Origin of the sequence: Streptomyces sp. SAI-170, assembly GCF_049739565.1 — a bacterium.
Taxonomy (GTDB): Bacteria; Actinomycetota; Actinomycetes; order Streptomycetales; family Streptomycetaceae; genus Streptomyces.
The window spans coordinates 7,883,484-7,896,780 of the sequence record NZ_JBMGQD010000001.1 but is presented as its reverse complement, the minus strand read 5'-3'; the positions used below and the strand labels follow the sequence as shown (position 1 = coordinate 7,896,780).

General features: G+C 72.6%; 15 protein-coding genes. 9 read left to right on the top strand and 6 right to left on the bottom strand.

The window, feature by feature from the left end:
* Window positions 1–7: 7 nt before the first annotated feature.
* Entirely contained in the window at window positions 8–928 is a 921-nt protein-coding gene (locus RKD23_RS35460) for a zinc-binding dehydrogenase (protein WP_424857445.1), read from the bottom strand.
* Between the two features lie 78 nt (window positions 929–1,006).
* Between RKD23_RS35460 and RKD23_RS35455 the strand changes: the two genes are divergently transcribed.
* Complete coding sequence (locus RKD23_RS35455) at window positions 1,007–1,399, top strand: winged helix-turn-helix transcriptional regulator (protein ID WP_424857444.1); 393 nt, start codon at window positions 1,007–1,009, stop codon at window positions 1,397–1,399.
* Window positions 1,399–1,977, top strand: a complete 579-nt coding sequence (locus RKD23_RS35450) for a hypothetical protein (RefSeq protein ID WP_424857443.1) — start codon at window positions 1,399–1,401, stop codon at window positions 1,975–1,977. Before RKD23_RS35455 ends, RKD23_RS35450 begins: the two co-directional genes overlap by 1 nt.
* A gap of 14 nt (window positions 1,978–1,991) precedes the next feature.
* On the opposite strand, the gene RKD23_RS35445 is transcribed toward RKD23_RS35450, so the two are convergent.
* Complete coding sequence (locus RKD23_RS35445) at window positions 1,992–2,375, bottom strand: tautomerase family protein (RefSeq protein ID WP_424857442.1); 384 nt, start codon at window positions 2,373–2,375, stop codon at window positions 1,992–1,994.
* Between the two features lie 102 nt (window positions 2,376–2,477).
* Between RKD23_RS35445 and RKD23_RS35440 the strand changes: the two genes are divergently transcribed.
* The gene (locus RKD23_RS35440; RefSeq protein ID WP_424857441.1) at window positions 2,478–2,960 is read left to right on the top strand and encodes a MarR family transcriptional regulator; all 483 of its coding nucleotides are present in this window, start codon (window positions 2,478–2,480) and stop codon (window positions 2,958–2,960) included.
* 88 nt (window positions 2,961–3,048) lie between these two features.
* Entirely contained in the window at window positions 3,049–3,429 is a 381-nt protein-coding gene (locus tag RKD23_RS35435) for a hypothetical protein (protein WP_424858410.1), read from the top strand.
* An 8-nt stretch (window positions 3,430–3,437) separates the two neighbouring features.
* Here the strand turns inward: RKD23_RS35435 and RKD23_RS35430 are convergent, their stop codons facing one another.
* Complete coding sequence (locus RKD23_RS35430; RefSeq protein ID WP_424857440.1) at window positions 3,438–3,881, bottom strand: Lrp/AsnC family transcriptional regulator; 444 nt, start codon at window positions 3,879–3,881, stop codon at window positions 3,438–3,440.
* A 102-nt stretch (window positions 3,882–3,983) separates the two neighbouring features.
* On the opposite strand from RKD23_RS35430, the gene RKD23_RS35425 reads away from it, so the two are divergent.
* Entirely contained in the window at window positions 3,984–4,922 is a 939-nt protein-coding gene (locus RKD23_RS35425; RefSeq protein WP_424857439.1) for an SMP-30/gluconolactonase/LRE family protein, read from the top strand.
* A 112-nt stretch (window positions 4,923–5,034) separates the two neighbouring features.
* Window positions 5,035–6,279: a cytochrome P450 family protein gene (locus RKD23_RS35420; protein WP_424857438.1), complete on the top strand. Its 1,245-nt coding sequence runs from the start codon at window positions 5,035–5,037 to the stop codon at window positions 6,277–6,279.
* Here the strand turns inward: RKD23_RS35420 and RKD23_RS35415 are convergent, their stop codons facing one another.
* Entirely contained in the window at window positions 6,280–6,981 is a 702-nt protein-coding gene (locus RKD23_RS35415) for a TetR/AcrR family transcriptional regulator (RefSeq protein WP_424857437.1), read from the bottom strand.
* A gap of 152 nt (window positions 6,982–7,133) precedes the next feature.
* Here RKD23_RS35415 and RKD23_RS35410 point away from each other — a divergent pair, with 152 nt between their 5' ends.
* Window positions 7,134–8,633 carry an APC family permease gene (locus RKD23_RS35410; protein WP_424857436.1) on the top strand — a complete coding sequence of 500 codons (1,500 nt, stop codon included), beginning with the start codon at window positions 7,134–7,136 and terminating at the stop codon, window positions 8,631–8,633.
* 22 nt (window positions 8,634–8,655) lie between these two features.
* On the top strand, window positions 8,656–10,323 hold the full coding sequence (locus tag RKD23_RS35405; protein ID WP_424857435.1) for an amidohydrolase: 1,668 nt from the start codon (window positions 8,656–8,658) through the stop codon (window positions 10,321–10,323).
* A gap of 1 nt (window position 10,324) precedes the next feature.
* Here RKD23_RS35405 and RKD23_RS35400 read toward each other — a convergent pair whose 3' ends face one another.
* Window positions 10,325–11,287: a D-2-hydroxyacid dehydrogenase family protein gene (locus RKD23_RS35400; RefSeq protein WP_424857434.1), complete on the bottom strand. Its 963-nt coding sequence runs from the start codon at window positions 11,285–11,287 to the stop codon at window positions 10,325–10,327.
* Between the two features lie 102 nt (window positions 11,288–11,389).
* On the opposite strand from RKD23_RS35400, the gene RKD23_RS35395 reads away from it, so the two are divergent.
* On the top strand, window positions 11,390–12,184 hold the full coding sequence (locus RKD23_RS35395) for a class I SAM-dependent methyltransferase (protein WP_424857433.1): 795 nt from the start codon (window positions 11,390–11,392) through the stop codon (window positions 12,182–12,184).
* Between the two features lie 39 nt (window positions 12,185–12,223).
* Here RKD23_RS35395 and RKD23_RS35390 read toward each other — a convergent pair whose 3' ends face one another.
* Window positions 12,224–13,276, bottom strand: coding sequence for a hypothetical protein (locus RKD23_RS35390; protein WP_424857432.1), 1,053 nt, complete (start codon window positions 13,274–13,276; stop codon window positions 12,224–12,226).
* Window positions 13,277–13,297: the final 21 nt, after the last annotated feature.

Sequence of the window (13,297 nt, the reverse complement as noted above, 5' to 3'; positions counted from 1 at the left end):
CCGGCCCTCAGACGCGGGACACCTCCAGCACCGCCTTGCCCGGGACACGGCGGCCGTGCAGGGCTTCGGCGGCCTCGGGGAAACGGTCCCAGGAGCCCTGCCATCCGATGTCGACGGTGAGAGCGCCCTCGGCGGCGAGTGCGGCGAGGGTGGCCAGATCGGCTCCGGCGGGGCTGTCGATGACGAAGGAGGTCAGGGATCTGGCGGGGCCGACGGTGGCGTACGGGGGCAGGACGGCGGGTTCGCCGGAGGTCCAGCCGACGCTCTGGAGGCTGCCTCCGGGCGCGAGGAGGTTCCATGCGGCGACCATCTGGGGGCCGCCCACGCTGTCGACGACGATGTCGACGGGCTGCCGGAGCCCCTCAAGACCGACGAGCACCTCGTCGGCGCCCGCCTCCCGCAGCCCTGCCCCACGGGCGGCGGATCCCACCGACGCGATCACATGGGCACCGGCTCTTGCCGCCAACTGCACGGCGAACCGGCCGACTCCGCCGGAGGCGCCGGTGATCAGGACGCGTTTGTCCGGGGCGAGTCCGGCCGCGCGCAGCGAGCGCAGCGCCGCGACTCCGGCCACGGGCAGGCCGACCGCCCGGGCGAGGTCCAACTTCTCGGGGACCTCGGCCAGTTCGTCGACGCCGATCGCGACGCGCTCGGCGAACGCCCCGGAGGTGAGGGCCACCACCCGGGTGCCGACGGCGGGCCCGGTGCCGTCGGCGGCGGCCTGCACGACGACGCCTGCGGCGTCCGAGCCGAGCACCGCTCCGGGCGGGACACGGCCGGAGCGGGCGTCGTTGAGGTCGCCGTGGTTCAGCGAGGCCTGCGACACGTCCACCAGCACCTGGTGGGCTGCGGCCACCGGCTCGGGGACGTCCGCGAGGCGCACGGCGGCGGGGGCGGACGGGTCGACGACCAGGGCACGGACGGACATGGCAACTCCCTGTGGGGCACGATCTGTTACGGCATCCATGATCGGTAACCTTGCCGGTCGGCGGAAGGAGGCACATTGATGTCACGGAGTAACACCCGTGTCACCGAGGCGGTGCGGGACGAGGCGTGCCCGGTCGTCGAGGTGCTCGACCGTGTGGCGGGGAAGTGGAGCATCGGCATCCTGATCGCCGCCGCCCACGGCCCGGTCCGCTTCACGGAGTTGGAGCGCGCCATCAACGGGATCAGCCGGCGCATGCTCACCCTGAACCTGCGCCGGCTGGAGCGGGACGGGCTGCTGGTGCGCACGGTGTACCCGACGGTGCCGCCCAAGGTCGAGTACAGCGTGACACCGATGGCGCGCGAGCTGTACGCGTCGCTGACCGGCCTGGTGGACTGGGCCGAGCGGCATCGGTCCGCGATCGGCGAGGCCCGTGCCGCGTACGACGCCGGGGTGCGGGCGGAGGGCGCCTGATGCTGTCGGCCTACCAGCAAGAGCTGCGCGACCGGCTGCTGTCCGTGCCGGAGCTTCCCGCGCCCGCCCCCTGGCGCCGGGTGTGGGACCGCCGTATGCCGGTCGGCGGACTGCTGTGCGTCGGCTTCGCCGTCGATCCGGTCGACGGCCGGGACCTCGTGCTGGTGGAATCCACCGCCGGGCTGGGGCTGTTCGACGCGGAGAGCGGGGAGAAGCCGGCCCGGGACCGTGACCCCGACCACGACGGCCCGGAGTGGGAGCGGGACCTGACCTGCCCGGGCATCGGGCCGCTCGCCGGGACCCCGGTGCGGATGGCGGGGATCTACGGCGGCGGCCTGCACACCGGTGCCTCCGGTGGCTGGGGCGTCGAGGTCGTCAGCCCGCAGTGGCCGCACCACCGGGTACTGCTGTCCCACGGCGCCTCGATGCCCTACCGCGAGCCGCACGGCGAGGGCTGGTGGCACATCTTCGACGCCGACTACTCCACGCTGCGCGCCGCGGGCTTCTCCCCCTCAGGCCGCACCCTGGCCGTCGCCACGAGCAGCGACCTCACCCTGTGGACCCGCCCGGCACCGTAGATCTTCCGCCCGGATCAGGCGACGTTTCCGGCGACGCCGGTACGGCCGTCCGGGACTCCCTCGAGGGTGACGACGACCTGCTCGCGGATGTGCTCCCCGAGCACGGCCGACAGCGCGTCGGTGACTCCGGCGACCAGCCGGGCCGGGGCGTCGGGCACCTCGGCGACGTGGTAGGCGGCCTCGCGCATGCTGAGCGTGACGCGCGGGGCGTCCTTGCCGGTCGGGACGCCGCCGATGCCGCGCCGGTGCTGCGGGACGCCGATCAGGTCGACGCCGACCAGGCGACGGAAACCGTCCCCGTACACCGCGCCGACCGCGTCGGTCAGGGCACTGATGAGCCGGGGTTCGACCGTTCCGTCGAGGGCTTCGTCGCGGATGTGCACGGTGAAGTGCGGCATGGTGGATCTCCGTTCACGTCGATGGGTAACATGCGGAGCAATTCGCTTTGCAAGTAAAGCATCTTTGAGTCCAAAGATAAATGCCCCGAGAAAGGTGCCGCCATGTCCACGTCCGAGAAGCCCGCGGCGGACGGCACCGACAGCCCGGACGACGCCGTACGGGAACTGCTGCTGCTGATGCCCCGCCTGGTGAGCCGCGCCAAGAAGATCCCCGTCCCCGAGGTCCTGCGGTCCTTCCCGCTGGCGCCGCGGCATCTGTCGCTGCTGGCCTGCCTGCTGCTCGACGGGCCGATGACGGTGAACGAGCTGGCCGCGCGGCTCGAGGTGGCGCCCACCACGGCCAGCCTGCTCGTCGGCGAGCTCAACCGGATGGGCATCCTGGACCGGCGCGAGGACGAGACGGACCGGCGCCGCCGCATCATCACCATCTCCGCCGACCAGGAGCCCGCGATCACCGCCTGGCTCGCCCCCGGAGCGGCCGCCTGGCGCAAGGCCCTCACGCCCCTCACGCCGGCCCAGCGCCGCCTGTTCGTGGACACCCTGCTCGCCTACGAGGCCGCGGTGGAGGAGGAGCGACAGAGCTGAGGGACCCATGGTGGGGTGGCCTCGTCAACTCCCCTGCCTTCCGGAGGACTTCGTGAGACCGCTCCCCCGTTCCCTGTCCGGCTGGACCATGGCCGTGTTCGGCGTGCTCGCCGCCGCGATGGGTGTCATGGGGCTGGTCGCCCCGGACGCGCTGCTCGGGAGCATGGGGCTCGCGACCGCGCCGGACTCCGGACGTACCGAGGCGGACCACACCACGGCCTTTGTGACCGCCTCCTCCATGGCCGCGCTGAACATGGGCGTGTACTACGTCCTGGCGGCGCTGTCCGACTGGCGCGCCTTCTTCCGCTGGACTGTGCCGTTCCGGCTGCTGACCTGCACGGTTTTCACGCTCGCGGTGATCGGCGACCGTGCCCCGGCCGCGTTCCTGGGCGTGGGCGCCTGGGAGGGCCTCGGGGCCGTGGCGACGGCCTTCGCCCTGCGGCGGGACGGGCGGCGCGACCGCGCCTGATGTGCGGGTCAGGGCGCCGGTGGCGCGACGGGTCGCTCGAAGAACGTCTCCAGGACGACCGTGGCCTCGGTGCCGCTGACGCCGTCGATCGCGTGCAGGCGCCGCAGCACGTCCTGGAGCTGACGGGTCGTGGCCGTTCTGACCTTGACGAGCACGGAGGCGCTGCCCGCGATGACATGGGCCTCCTGGATCTCGGACACCGCGGCGAACCGGTCGGCGGAGTCGCCGATCCACGCAGTGGAGTGGACCTGCACATAGGCGAGAACGCCGCCGCCGACGGCCTCGGGGTCCACCTCGACGGTGGTGCGGCGGATCACGCCCCGCTCGCGCAGCTTGCGCACACGCTCGTGCGCGGCGCCCGCCGACAGGCCGACGGCCTGGCCGAGGGCGGCGTACGACTGGGCGGCGTCCTGCTGCAGCAGGGTGATCAGCTGTCGGTCGATGTGATCCACATCCCATCCTTCCATTCAGTCGTTCGGAGTGACGACCATACAGGGTCCTGCAATACTCCAGATCGACCGAACGACATTCACCGTCAAGGGATGTGACGCTCCATGACCTTCACCGAGCCGTACGAGATCCTCGACGACCGCTTCCGCACCGGCCGCTGCACCAACGGCGACTCGCGCCTGGAGGTCCTGCACAGCGGCTGCCGCTGGGCGGAGGGGCCGCTCTATGTGCCGGCCTGGCGGCAGCTGGTCTGGAGCGACATCCCCAACGACCGCATGCTGCGCTGGGACGAGGCCACCGGAGCCGTGAGCGTCTTCCGCTCCCCCGCCGGGTACCCCAACGGCAACACCCTCGACGCCCAGGGCCGGTTGATCACCTGCGAGCAGGGCAACCGCCGGGTGACCCGTACCGAGCACGACGGCACGATCACCGTGCTCGCCTCCCACTGGCAGGGCAAGCGGCTCAACAGCCCCAACGACGCGGCCGTGAAGTCGGACGGCGCGATCTACTTCTCCGACCCGGACTTCGGCATCACCAGCGACTACGAGGGCCACCGCGCCGAGTCGGAGATCGGCTCCTGCAACGTGTACCGGATCGACCCGGAGACCGGGGAAGTCGACCTGGTCGCCGACGACGTGGAGGCGCCCAACGGCCTGGTGTTCTCCGCCGACGAGCGGCAGTTGTACGTCTCGGACACGCGCGGCGGGAAGATCCGCGTGTACGACGTACGGCCCGACGGCACCCTCTCGCGCGGGGACGTCTTCGCCGAGATCGCGCCGGGCGGCACCGGCCGTTTCGACAACCTCCGCTTCGACGACGGCGGCCGGCTGTGGGCCGCCGCGATGGCGGACGGGGTGCACTGCTACGACCCGGACGGCACCCTCATCGGCAGGCTGAAGGTGCCGGGCGTGGTGGCGAACATCGCGTGGGGCGGCGCCAAGCGCAACCGGCTGTTCATCGCCGCCGACACCACCCTGTACTCCCTCTACATGGGCGTCACCGGCACCCACCCGACCGGCCCCGGCCACCGCCTCTGGCAGTGACTCCTCGCACGCGGCCGGATCTTTGCGCTCCGCTCCGAGGCGCCCTCGTCACGCGCGGCGGCTCCCCGTAGCGTGACGGGGCCAGCCCCTTTCGAGCCTTCGGGAGCCCCAGATGGACCACGCGCGACCTCTGGTGATCGACCCCACCGGCCGCGACATCCACGGCGAGGCCGCCCGTATCCGCGCCCGCGGCCCCGCCGCCCTCGTCGAACTCCCCGACGGCGTCGGGGCCTGGGCGGTCGGCAGCCCCGACCTGCTCAGGCGGCTGCTCACCGACCCGCGGGTGTCCAAGAACCCGCGGCTGCACTGGCAGCGCTGGATCGACGGCGAAGTGTCCCCGGAGTGGCCGCTGTTCACCTGGGTCGCCGTGCAGAGCATGTTCACCGCGTACGGCACCGATCACAAGCGGCTGCGCCGGCTGGTGGCCAAGGCGTTCACCGCCCGCCGCACCGCCGCACTCCAGCCACGTGTCGAGGAGATCACCAAGACGCTGCTCGACGGCGTCGAGGAGACGGGTAGGCGCAGTGAAGTGGTCGATCTGCGCGAGGAGTTCTGCTATCCGCTGCCGATCCAGGTGATCAGCGAGCTGCTGGGCGTGCCGGAGGAGCTGGGCGCCGAACTGCGGGCCGTGGTGGACGGCGTGTTCCACACCTCGGCGTCGCCGGAGGAAGTCACCGACATCTACCAGCGGTTCTACGCCGTCCTCGGGGAACTCGTGGCGCTCAAACGGCGTTCCCCGGGAGACGACCTCACCTCGGCGCTGATCTCCGCCCGCGACGACGAGGACGCGTCCCGGCTGAGCGAACAGGAACTGCTGGACACCCTGATGCTGGTGATCGGCGCCGGGCACGAGACCACCGTCAACCTCATCGACAACGCCATCCACCTGCTGCTCACCCACCCCGACCAGCTCGCCCACGTCCGGTCCGGCCGGGTCGGCTGGCAGGACGTCGTCGAGGAGGCGCTGCGCGTGGAGGCGCCGGTGGCCAGCCTGCCGCTGCGGTACGCCGTGGAGGACCTGGTGCTGAGCGAGTTCGGCGGACCCGAAGGCGTGGTCATCGCCAAGGGAGAGGCCATCCTCGCCTCGTACGCCGCCGCGGGCCGCGACCCGGGCCGGTACGGCGCCGACGCCGACGTCTTCGACGTCACCCGGGCCGACAAGGAGCATCTCGCCTTCGGCCACGGAGTGCACTACTGCCTGGGCGCGCCGCTGGGCCGACTGGAGGCGTACACCGCGCTGCCCGCCCTGTTCGACCGCTTCCCCGGCCTGCGGCTCGCCGTACCGGCCGAGGAGCTTCTGCCGGTGGACTCCTTCATCTCCAACGGCCATCGCAGTCTGCCGGTCCGGCTGTCCTGATCAGCCGGACCGGCGCCCGGGAGCGCGCGCCGCGAGCGCTTCGAGCAGCAGGTCCACCGCGTCCTCGAAGGAGCTCTCCGCCATCGCGGGCAACTCACCTCGTACGGCGGTCAGAGCCGGGTGGGTCGCGGGGTCCAGGGCCTGGTACACCTCACGCCAGGCCCGCTCGTCGGCCTCGCGCCGCTCACGGGGCAGCGCATGGAACGCCGCCTCGGTCGCGGCGTTGCTGAGCACGGTGTCGATGAAGGCCAGGTACATCCGCGTGGCCCGTTCGGGCTCGAAGCCCGCGGACAGCAGCAGGCCGATGCCCGCCTCCACGGCCTTGATCTCGTTGCGCCGTCGGGTCACCCGGTGCGCGGCGAGCGCGGCCGCCCGTGGGTGCGCGAGATAGCCGTCCCGGACCCGCAGGGCGATCTCCCGCAGCGAGGCCACCCAGTCGTCCCCGGGCACGAACCCTTCCATCGCGTTGCCGATGAGCCGGTCGGACAGGGCGAGCACCAGGTCGTCGGTGTCGTGGAACCAGCGGTACAGCGCGGTCGGATCGCAGCCCAGGGCGGCGCCGAGCCGCCGTACGCTCAGCGCCTCCTGCCCGTGCGCGCCGATCAGCCGCAGAGCGGTGTCCACGATGAGGTCTTCCGACAACAGGACGCCGGAGGCGGTGGGCCGCCGTCGGCGGCGTTCCGACGGAACACGACTCGGCATGGTGTTGCTCCTCCCTCGCGCCGCTTCCCGCAGTGAACGCCCTCGCCTCCCTTACGTCAACAGGGTTGACCCAATCCGGCGGCGGGCTGTTCGATCGCAGTCCCGCGCGGCTCTTCCCCCACATCAGCGCCCCCGTCCTGCGAGGAGCCCTCATGTCGTCCACGCCCTCTTCCACTCCCCCGCCCGTCCTGCGCCGTTCTCTCGGCGTCCTGGACGGCGTCGCGCTCGCCGCGTCCAGCACGGCCGCCACCACCAGCATCGGCATCGGCCTGGGGGCGGTGGCGTCCGTGGTGGGCCCGCAGACCCCGGCGCTGTTGCTGCTGGCGTTCCTGCCGGTGCTCGGCATCGCCGTCGCCTACGCCCGCCTCAACCGCTCGGAGCCGAACTGTGGCAGCGGCTATGTGTGGGTGGGCAGGTCCCTCGGCCCCTGGCTCGGATTCCTGACGGGCTGGGTCGTCCTGGTCGCCTCGATCGTCTTCTGCGCCTACACCAGCGCGGTGATGGGCTCGACGGTGCTGATGCTGGCGAACAAGGCGGGCGTGCACACCGTCGCCGGTGCAGCCCTCGATCCGGCGTCCACCGGTGTCAGTACGGCGGTCGGCCTGGTGGTGCTGCTCTCACTGGCCGCGGTCACGGTGACCGGGCTGCGGGCCGCGACGCGGCTGCAGTTCGGGCTGCTGGTGTTCGAGTACGCGGTGCTGCTGGCCTTCTGCGGCTGGGCCCTGGTCAGCGGCGACCACGCCTTCTCCTGGTCCTGGTTCGACCCGTTCGCGATCTCCGACGGCACCGCGTTCGCGCAGGGCATGGTCCTGGCGGTGTTCTTCTTCTGGGGCTGGGACGCGGCCTTCAGCGTCACCGAGGAGACCAGGAGCGCGGGCGACAGCGCCCGGGGCGGTTTCATCGCCCTGTTCGCCATGCTCGGCCTGTTCCTGTTCTGCTCGGTGGCCTTCCAGCGCGAGATGAGCCTGGCCGAGCTGGTCCGCAACGGCCCGCAGGCGCTGCCCCACCTCGGCGCGAAGCTGGCCGACGAGCCCTGGGCGACGCTGCCGCTGCTCGCCCTGATGTTCTCGGCCGTGGCCTCGGTCCAGGCCACGCTGATCCCCACCGCGCGCGGGCTGCTGGCCATGGGCCGCGACCGCACCATGGGCCGGGTGTGGACGCGCGTACACCCCCGCTACGGCACTCCCGCCGCCGGAACGGTGATCGTGCTGGGCGTGGCCGCCGCGATCGCGGTGCTCGCCGTGGCCCTGCCCCGGCTGAGCGACATGCTGCTCGCCGCCGTCAACGCCATCGGACTGGTGGTCGCCCTCTACTACGGCCTCACCGCGCTCGCCTGCGCGGTCCGCTTCCGCACCGCTCTGCGCGAGGGCCCGCGCGAGGCACTGCTCGCGGTCGTCGTGCCCGCCGCGTCCGGCCTGGTCCTGCTCGGTCTCGGCGCCTATCTCGCACACTCGTACCTGACCATGAGCGACCACTTCGCCCTCAGCCCGGACAACGGCTGGTTCATGTTCTGTCTGCCCGCGGTGATCGTCCTCGCCGGCCTCGTCATGGCCGCCGTCGCCAAGTACGTCCGCCGCTCGCCGTACTTCACCACCGGGCGCGGCACCGACGCCGACGCCCTGACCCTTCCGATGGACCGCACCGCGGTCTGAATCATCCACTGGAGCCATACATATGACGCACCCTCAGGCCGCTGGCCCCGCCGACCTCGTCCTCACCGGAGGCCCGGTCCACACCGTCGACCCGGCGCGCAGCCGCGCCACCTCGGTGGCCGTGCGCGGCGGGCGGATCGTCGCCGTCGGGCATGACGAGGTCCGCGAGCTGATCGGTGCCGGGACCGAGGTCGTCGACCTGGCAGGGAAGCCGCTGCTGCCCGGGTTCCAGGACGCGCATGTGCATCCGCAGGGCGCGGGTCTGGAGCTGGGCCTGTGCCACCTCGGCGACACCACGGACGCGGCGGAGTACCTGCGCAGGATCGGCGAGTACGCCGCCACGCACCCGGACGTGGAGTGGATCACGGGCGGCGGCTGGTCCCTGGAGGCGTTCCCCGGCGGGGCGCCCACGGCCGCCGCGCTCGACGCGGTCGTGCCGGACCGGCCGGTGTTCCTGCCCAACCGCGACCACCACGGGGCCTGGGTCAACAGCCGGGCGCTGGAGCTGGCCGGTCTCGACGCCCGCACCCCGGACCCGGCCGACGGGCGCATCGAGCGCGACGCCGAGGGCCGGCCCACCGGCATGCTTCAGGAGGGCGCGGCCGACCTCGTGGGCCGGCTGGTGCCCGACCCGACACCCGAGGAGCAGCTCGCCGGACTGCTGCGCGCCCAGGGCGTGCTGCACTCGTACGGCGTGACGGCCTGGCAGGACGCCATCGTGGGCGCGTACACGAACATGACGGACCCGGCGCCCGCCTACCGAACCGCCTTGGAGCGGGGGCTGTTGACCGCGCGGGTGGTCGGCGCGCTGTGGTGGGACCGGGAGCGGGGTGCCGAGCAGATTCCTGAACTGGTGGAGCGGCGCCGGGAGTTGAGCCGGGGCCTGTTCCGGGCGGGCACGGTGAAGATCATGCAGGACGGCATCGCGGAGAACGGCACCGCCGCGCTGCTCGACCCCTATCTCACCGGCTGCGGCTGCGCCTCGGACAACAGCGGCATCTCCTTCGTGGAGCCGGGCGAGCTGAGGAAGTACGTCACCGAGCTGGACGCGCTGGGCTTCCAGGTGCACTTCCACGCGCTCGGCGACCGGGCCGTGCGGGAGGCGCTCGACGCGGTGGAGGCGGCCCGCGCCGCGAACGGATGGCGCGACACCCGGCACCACCTCGCCCACCTCCAGGTCGTCCACCCGCACGACCTGCCGCGGTTCCGGGAGCTGGGCGCGAGCGCCAACCTCCAGATGCTGTGGGCCGCGCACGAGCCGCAGATGGACGAGCTGACGCTGCCGTTCCTCGGACCCGAACGCGGTACGTGGCAGTACCCGTTCCGCGGTCTGCTGCGCGCGGGGGCGACTCTCGCGGCGGGCAGCGACTGGCCGGTCAGCAGCCCGGATCCGCTCCAGGCCCTGCATGTCGCCGTCAACCGGGTGGAGCCCGGCGCGCCTGAGGGCACGCCGGTGTTCCTGCCCGAGCAGCGCCTGGATCTCGGCTCGGCCGTCGCCGCGTACACGGCGGGCAGCGCGTATGTGAACCACCTCGACGACATCAGCGGCAGCATCACCGTGGGCAAGGCCGCCGATCTCGTGGTCCTGGACCGGGACCCGTTCGCGGGCCCCGCCGAGGAGATCGCGGCGACACGCGTGCAGCAGACGTTCGTGGCGGGGCGGCGGGTGTACGCGGCGCCCGACGCCTGACCTACGCCGTGAGCTGCCGGACCGGGCTGCCCGCGAGGAACGCGGTGATGTCCTCCACGGCCTCGGTGAAGAAGGTGCGGTAGTTGCCCTCGGTGACATAGCCGAGGTGCGGGGTGGCGAGGATGTTCGGCAGGGTGCGCAGGGGGTCGTCGGCGTGCAGGGGCTCGGTGTCGAAGACGTCGAGTCCGGCGCCGGCGATCCAGCCCTCGCGCAGGGCGCGCAGCAGCGCCGTGCGGTCGACGATGGCGGCGCGGGAGGTGTTGACCAGGTACGCGTGCGGCCGCATGGCACGCAGTTCGGGCTCGCCGAGCAGCCCGCGCGTGCGGTCGGACAGCACCAGGTGCACGGACACGAAGTCGCTGCGGCGCAGCAAGTCCTCCTTGTCCGCGGCGAGTTCGGCGCCCGCCTCGGCGGCCCGCTCGGCGGTGAGATTCTGGCTCCAGGCCAGCACGTCCATGCCGAAGGCCTGGGCGACGCGTGCCACGCGGCTGCCGATCCTGCCGAGTCCCAGCAGGCCCAGGGTCCGGCCGTGCAGGTCCTGGCCGACGGTGGACTGCCAGGGGCCGCCCTCGCGCAGGGCGCGGTTCTCGGCGGTCACCTGCCGGGCGAGGCCCAGCAGCAGCGCCCAGGTCAGCTCGACGGGCGGGGTCGCGCTGCTCGCCGTACCGCAGACGGTCACGCCGGCGGCGGCCGCGGCGGCGACGTCGATGGAGGCGTTGCGCCGGCCGGTGGTCACCAGCAGCCGCAGCTTGGGCAGCCGGCCCAGCAGCTCGGCGTCGAAGGGGGTGCGCTCGCGCATCGCGACGACGATCTCGCAGTCCGCCAGCGCGGCCACCAGCTCGTCCCGGTCCGCGAGGTGCTCACGCAGGGTGCGGACCTCGACCTTTCCGTCGAGCGGGCTCCAGTCGGCCATGCGCAGGGCGGCGTCCTGGTAGTCGTCCAGTACCGCGCAGCGGAGGGTCATGCGGGCTTCCTGTCCGTGATCGGTCCGCCGACGGGGATACGGGCGGAGGTGAACGGGTGCGCGGGCACGACAGGAGCGTGCCCGGGGTGCACGATAGGTCACGTGGCCGACTATCTGCTGTCCCTCAGCGAACCGGAGATCGCGCGCTACCGGCTGATGGCCGAGGCCGCCGAGCGCCGCGAACGTGATCTGTGGCGGGCCGCCGGGGCGGTGCCCGGCGCGCGGATCGCCGATGTGGGGTGCGGCCCGGGCGCGATCTCCGTACGGCTGGCCGGCCTGGCCGGTCCGGAGGGTGGCGTGTGGGCCGTGGACCGGGACGAGGGCGCCCTCGCGACCGCCTCGGCGCTCGCCGGGCGGGCCGGGGTCGCGGTGCACACGCTCGCCGGTGACGCCGCCGCGACCGGGTTGCCCGCCGGGACCTTCGACCTGGTGATGCTGCGGCATGTGCTCGCGCACAACGGCGGCCGTGAGCAGGCCGTCGTCGACCATCTGGCCACCCTGGCGCGGCCGGGCGGCGGTGCGGTGTACCTGGTCGACGTCGACATGCGCGACTTCCGCGTGCGCGGGGCCCCCGAGGTCCTGCTGGACCTGGAGGACCGCTACCGCGAACTCCACCGGCGCCGCGGCAACGACCTCACCGTCGGCAGCCGCCTCGACGAACTCCTCACCGCCGCCGGCCTCGAAGTCGCCGCGTACGAGGGCCACATCGAGGTCGTCACACCCCCACCCGGCATGCGCGGCCCCACCTGGGCGGCCCGCGACGCCCTCGTCTCGGAGGGCCTGGCCACGCCCGACGACCTCGCCCGCTGGGACGAGGCGTTCCGACGCATCGAGCAGGACCCGGACGACATCCGCGTCTTCGCCGCCCACTTCGTGGCGTACGGCCGCCGTCCCTGACACCTAGGACCTCACCGCCGGGGGCGATGGCGTGGGGCGCTACGGGACCTTTCCGGCGTCAGCCTTCTGGAGGCGGTCGGCGAGCAGGGCGGACAGGCCGAGGACACGGGTGGTCCGCTGCTCCGTCGGGTCGTCCAGCTGGTGCGCCACGCCGATGAAGGTTCCCTGACGGAGAATCAGGGAGCGATTGACGTACAGCGGCGTCGGGTTGCTTGTGGTGTCCGTCCCGTCCTGGTCGATGCCCTGACTTTCCTCGCCCCTTCGCTCCAGCTCCACCTTGCGGGCCGGGAGGCTCTCCTCGATGTCCTGCACGATGTCGACGTACGCCTGGTGGGCGACTGCCGCGTCCGGGAAGGCCAGGACCAGGAACTCGGCCCGGTTCTCCCCCTCGTCCTCACCCCGGCCGAACTCCACCGCTCCCGCAGCGGTGGCGTTCCTCTCGCATACGGGCGCTGCCCGGCAGAGGGCGACACCGACGGCTGACGTCCTCAACTCCGGTGCTCCGGCCCAGGGATACTCGCGGGCATCCATGCTGCCGCGGTCCGGCAGGATCTGCCGGATCGTCTCGGCCGTGGGCGGGAGAGCGGCGGTGCGGCCGGCAGAGCGGGTTGTCGGGGCGGATTCCGACGGCACATTGCGCGGCGAGTCGCCCTTGTCGACCAACAGCCGCATGCCCCCGTAGGCGCTCAGCACGACCAGCAGCACCGCGAGAACGATGCCCGTCCCCAAGGACAGCCGCCCGGCACGGGTGTTGTTGATGGTCAGGGGCCCGAGCGCTATCTGGCTGCGCGTCACGGTGCTGCCTGTCAGGACCACACTGCCCGAGTGCTGTTCCGAAGACGTGCGCAGGAGCACGTGGAGCCGTCCGGCGAACTCGGCGTCGGTGTTGATCTCTTCGGTGAGTGCGGCCCGCACATTCCTGCCGGCCTCGGGATCGTTCGGTGCGTCGGTCAGTTCGTCCAGGGCGGCCCGCCCGCGAGCGGACTGGCTGAGCCTGCCTCGAACGAGGTCCGACGCCGCCGTGTTGGCGGCGCCTGACGCCGCGGCGGACAGAGCTTGCGCGGCCATCGCCGCCAGGTCGGGTGCGTCCATGCCGACTCCCCATGCCGTCCC

Coding starts and splice junctions, on each gene's coding strand:
- RKD23_RS35400 (WP_424857434.1), bottom strand. CDS start 11,287: ATGACCCTCCGCTGCGCGGTACTGGACGACTACCAGGACGCCGCCCTG.
- RKD23_RS35415 (WP_424857437.1), bottom strand. CDS start 6,981: ATGCCGAGTCGTGTTCCGTCGGAACGCCGCCGACGGCGGCCCACCGCC.
- RKD23_RS35425 (WP_424857439.1), top strand. CDS start 3,984: ATGACCTTCACCGAGCCGTACGAGATCCTCGACGACCGCTTCCGCACC.
- RKD23_RS35435 (WP_424858410.1), top strand. CDS start 3,049: ATGGCCGTGTTCGGCGTGCTCGCCGCCGCGATGGGTGTCATGGGGCTG.
- RKD23_RS35455 (WP_424857444.1), top strand. CDS start 1,007: ATGTCACGGAGTAACACCCGTGTCACCGAGGCGGTGCGGGACGAGGCG.
- RKD23_RS35450 (WP_424857443.1), top strand. CDS start 1,399: ATGCTGTCGGCCTACCAGCAAGAGCTGCGCGACCGGCTGCTGTCCGTG.
- RKD23_RS35390 (WP_424857432.1), bottom strand. CDS start 13,276: ATGGACGCACCCGACCTGGCGGCGATGGCCGCGCAAGCTCTGTCCGCC.
- RKD23_RS35440 (WP_424857441.1), top strand. CDS start 2,478: ATGTCCACGTCCGAGAAGCCCGCGGCGGACGGCACCGACAGCCCGGAC.
- RKD23_RS35420 (WP_424857438.1), top strand. CDS start 5,035: ATGGACCACGCGCGACCTCTGGTGATCGACCCCACCGGCCGCGACATC.
- RKD23_RS35405 (WP_424857435.1), top strand. CDS start 8,656: ATGACGCACCCTCAGGCCGCTGGCCCCGCCGACCTCGTCCTCACCGGA.
- RKD23_RS35410 (WP_424857436.1), top strand. CDS start 7,134: ATGTCGTCCACGCCCTCTTCCACTCCCCCGCCCGTCCTGCGCCGTTCT.
- RKD23_RS35460 (WP_424857445.1), bottom strand. CDS start 928: ATGTCCGTCCGTGCCCTGGTCGTCGACCCGTCCGCCCCCGCCGCCGTG.
- RKD23_RS35445 (WP_424857442.1), bottom strand. CDS start 2,375: ATGCCGCACTTCACCGTGCACATCCGCGACGAAGCCCTCGACGGAACG.